The organism is Paenibacillus sp. 01T422, assembly GCF_056398785.1.
Genome location: NZ_JBFTQB010000630.1, coordinates 1 through 3,895, shown reverse-complemented (window position 1 = coordinate 3,895; position 3,895 = coordinate 1). Strand labels below are relative to the sequence as shown.

The 3,895-nt window shown below is 41.0% G+C and carries 4 protein-coding genes; 1 reads left to right on the top strand and 3 read right to left on the bottom strand.

Annotation, left to right across the window (positions count from 1 at the left end; genetic code table 11):
- Positions 1-116 precede the first annotated feature (116 nt).
- The gene (locus AC1DUA_RS27645; protein WP_477502818.1) at positions 117-509 is read right to left on the bottom strand and encodes a DoxX family protein; all 393 of its coding nucleotides are present in this window, start codon (positions 507-509) and stop codon (positions 117-119) included.
- Between the two features lie 246 nt (positions 510-755).
- Between AC1DUA_RS27645 and AC1DUA_RS27640 the strand changes: the two genes are divergently transcribed.
- On the top strand, positions 756-1,325 hold the full coding sequence (locus AC1DUA_RS27640; RefSeq protein ID WP_477502817.1) for a YdeI/OmpD-associated family protein: 570 nt from the start codon (positions 756-758) through the stop codon (positions 1,323-1,325).
- Between the two features lie 303 nt (positions 1,326-1,628).
- Here the strand turns inward: AC1DUA_RS27640 and AC1DUA_RS27635 are convergent, their stop codons facing one another.
- A complete protein-coding gene (locus AC1DUA_RS27635) occupies positions 1,629-2,165 on the bottom strand; it encodes a hypothetical protein (protein WP_477502816.1) in 537 nt (178 codons plus the stop codon).
- Between the two features lie 1,331 nt (positions 2,166-3,496).
- Positions 3,497-3,895: HAD hydrolase family protein (locus AC1DUA_RS27630; RefSeq protein ID WP_477502815.1), on the bottom strand; the 399-nt coding region annotated here is incomplete at its 5' end.

Here is a 3,895-nt window from a genome sequence, read left to right as displayed (position 1 = left end):
ATTCATCGGATGCCTTTACCTATTTTGGGTGTTAGGTGCTGTAGTAACCGTTTTTTCACAATGAAAAGACAGCCGCGCCATCTGGCGGGCTGCCTATACCCCAAAAAGTCTCATCTTTATTTTTGCAATAAAAGGAATTTACGCACTTGCTCATTCCTCAACCAGAGGCCTCCCCAAACCAACACAGCAAGATAAACAGGGAACAGGATCGTAGAAAAAAGTGGGGCATCTAGACGTACCTGCGTCGCCATCACGCCGCCAAAATAACCCGTCAACAATATCGCTCCTAAGACTGCCGTACGAGGTAATGTATAAAGAATCGTAGCAAGAAGTCCGAGTATGCCAATCAAATAAATATGATGCTCTTGAAAACCAAGTGATACGGTAGAATCAACAACAAATCCAGGTTTAAATAATTTCATGATACTGTCTAACAGCATAAACAAAATGGCTATCCCACTCATTACTCTTCCCGTCCATAGTTGACCTTTAGAAGTTGTACTTGTCATCGTCAATCTCTCCTTTATAGATGGTTACTTCTTACAAAACTTTCGTGCATAAATGATACATGCAAGGCAGTTGAATTATGAATCCTCGAACATACCTCCTATGAATACAACGAGTGAACAATCATGAAATCGACAAGGACATATTTTTTTCATAAAAGATGACATACACCTGTCAGCTTTCATAAATTATACTACATTTATTACAAGAAAAAGGCATTTCATCAGATGAGGGGCAATATTTAATCCATGGAAATTAAAAATCTAATTCGAACCAACTCGAGAGAAGATTTGAGGATCTGGCTTCAAGAGAATTGTAAGACTGAGACATCTTGCTGGGTTATGGTTAGTATGAAGCCCGACCCTGATATGTTGTTATATTTGGACGCGGTCGAGGAAGCTTTGTGCTTTGGATGGATCGATGGAGTCAAAAAGAAAATATCTGAAACTGAACTAGCTCAAAGACTGTCTCCTAGAGGCAAAAAAAGCTCATGGACTGAATTAAATAAAGAACGAGTCCGCCGCCTGGAGAAGTTGGGGTTAATGACAAACGAAGGAAGAATGGTTCTTCCTGATATGGATCACAATTCTTTTAGAATAGATAGAGATATAGAGCAGAGGCTACAAGAGGACAAGCAAGTATATGATAATTACATGGCATTCCCAGATCTTTATAAAAAAGTTCGGATCGACACGATACAAAGCAATAAGAATCAGCCAGAGTTATTTAGGAGTAGATTAGACAAATTCATCGCAAATACGAGAGAAAACAAAATTTATGGTCAATGGAACGATAATGGGCTTCTGCTTGATTATTAAAGTATGTTTCATTGGTATGTTGGGTGGTCATATTTAGCTAGTTCAGTAGTTTAGTAGTTGCTTTTATCCTGATAAACCTTTATAAGCGGCGCTATTGTCTCATACGCTTGGGGGAAATCAAGTACAACCAAATCGAACTCTTCTTTAAGTTCTAAGTTTTCTTTCCAAAAATCCTGACTAACCTTTAGTAGCGAACATAGCAGAACTCCCGTATAATAATCACCGGAATTCAACGGGGGCACTAGAGTACCCCTATGTTAATCAGTTCAGGATATCGCTCGAAACAATAGTTTGTATGCCTGTTTATGTAACGACTTGGAGTTTATCACCTAAGAGGTCAGACAATCGTGGAATAACTGTTTCAATAAAATGTTCCTTGTTATTGGCCTTAATGTAAAGGACCATTCCATCATGATCCTCTCCATGTTCTTCGGTATAATCGAGAAAGTAGCTAAAATTTCCAACTTCCGTATTCCTCTTTACAATCGCACATTGAAACCACCAGTCAGTTAGGTGAAATGATCGCAGAATTTCTTCCTTTGAGTTTACCCGATACCATAATAGGTTTTTCAAATGCATTGGCCTTTCATTAGTGAGTAGCCAGGTAGAATTAATATCAATTATACGGCTTTTCACAAAAGCTTGCGTTGTCTCTTCACGATCTTCCAGCGTGTAGATAGTTTGCATCTCATGTACAACAATACCTATTTTATGTTTTATTTCTTCATCCAGCTCATCAATTGGGGTCTCTTTAAAATGAGTCATCAAGCTCTCCATTAAGGCTAGACTCGTTTTCGGATCACATTCAGGTGCATAATATTTTAATAATATTTCCTTCACTTTTTGGCCGATCTTTAGGTCAGGGTCATGAATCATATCGGAGTGAAAAAAACGGCTGATTGTTCAATCATAAAATCCTTATGTGGATCCAAATTTATGTCCCAATTCACGTAATTTTAACACATCTTTTTGAAGATAACTGTCCGTTACTTTAATGAAAACAGGAGAAGCTGCCTCGGCAATCTGCTCCCTGTTTATTGTGCTATCGGTTGCAATAGGTAAGCATTTGATGTTATCTCCAGCTTTTCCCCTGCGCCACACCGGACGTGCCAGTTTCCCGGCATCCGGCGTTCCCTCTAACTGAMTTTACTARATCATAAGTTCCTCGTTACTCAAGGWTWTWGACTGTTAGGTCATCCTWGTAGCTTGCACTGTGGCATCCATTGATGTCCCCACGTTCCTACCTGATCGGTGCAATTCACGCTTGGAAAACAATCGTTCTTTTCAGTTAGACTTGGGGCTRTTCCTCCACTCCCATTACAGGAGTTTCACCAGTCRTGCCCCTGCCCTCACAARGATTAATGTATTTCGGCWTGTGCCTTATAACAACCGTTTTGGGTAACAGCCCTTGTTSYAACGTCCCTTGCTTTCCAAGTCCCTTACATCCTAGCTATTCTTTCTAGACTTAAGTGCTTCCTCTAAGCCTGTGAGACCAATGCCACCATTGTTYGGCATARCGTATTTCATAGAAGAAATTCTTACTTTACGCCGCTCACCCCATCGTTTGATGGTGCATATGTTTCCATATGCTCTAACTTTAGACCTGTACATTCGGAAGTTCGTCAGTTCAGTCTGTTTGAACATTCTCACCATATCTAGTTTTTCAGCCGCGCGACATATCCGTTGGCATACCTTTTCTATTCGAATGGCTACAGCCTTCGTTCTGCCGAATCTRCCTGTACTTCGCACCTCATATTCTGTTAAACATGACGCACGCAGGAGTATTGGCGGGATGGTTTCGGGATACATGGTTMCGTCATTCCCATCCTCGGTTGTAAAGTTAAGATTACTGYTGTAATCTTCTGCTTTTCACACTGTTTGRTGCTTATAGCAGAACTTGTCGTACTACTCCGTTAGCTGAACTTTTACCCTAGAGATATCTTTTTTTGATGCTACTGGAAACATGCTGAATTGATCTTCTTTTTCGGCTACCATCATATTCCACACACACCGTATAGGTTATAATTGGTGTGAGAATTGCTTAATCCTCTGCGAGCCCGGCTTGTTCTTAATTTCTTGCACATGCTTAGCATTGCAGAAAAATATAAAAAATGAGACCCAACACAGGGTCTCATTTTTGCGTAACTACTTTTTTTAGGTTAATAAAGATCTCACGCATTCAAAATAAACTTCTCAATAACGTGCCTAACGCCATCTTCATTATTGCTTGTGGTCACATAATTAGCCAGCTCTTTAAGCTCCGGCAAAGCATTATCCATTGCGACACCAAGTCCCGCAACTTCCAACATTTCGCGATCGTTCCACGCATCGCCGAGGGCAATGACCTCATCCAGCGTGCAGCCGATATGGTTGGCAAGGAAGGCGATGGCGTGGCCTTTGGTGCCTTCTTTGTGCATGAATTCCAAATAGTGCGGCTTGGATTTCGTAATGTGCATCTGGTCGCCGAGCAGAGGAAGCAGCTCCTCGCGAATTTGGTCACAAACCTCAGGTTTGTCCACAATCAGCAGCTTAGGCTGCGGAATATCGATCCATTGGCGCAAGTCGCCGAT

Bases quoted from the DNA above. Each gene is read 5' to 3' on its own strand.
- AC1DUA_RS27640 (WP_477502817.1), top strand. From the start codon at position 756: ATGGAAATTAAAAATCTAATTCGAACCAACTCGAGAGAAGATTTGAGG.
- AC1DUA_RS27645 (WP_477502818.1), bottom strand. From the start codon at position 509: ATGACAAGTACAACTTCTAAAGGTCAACTATGGACGGGAAGAGTAATG.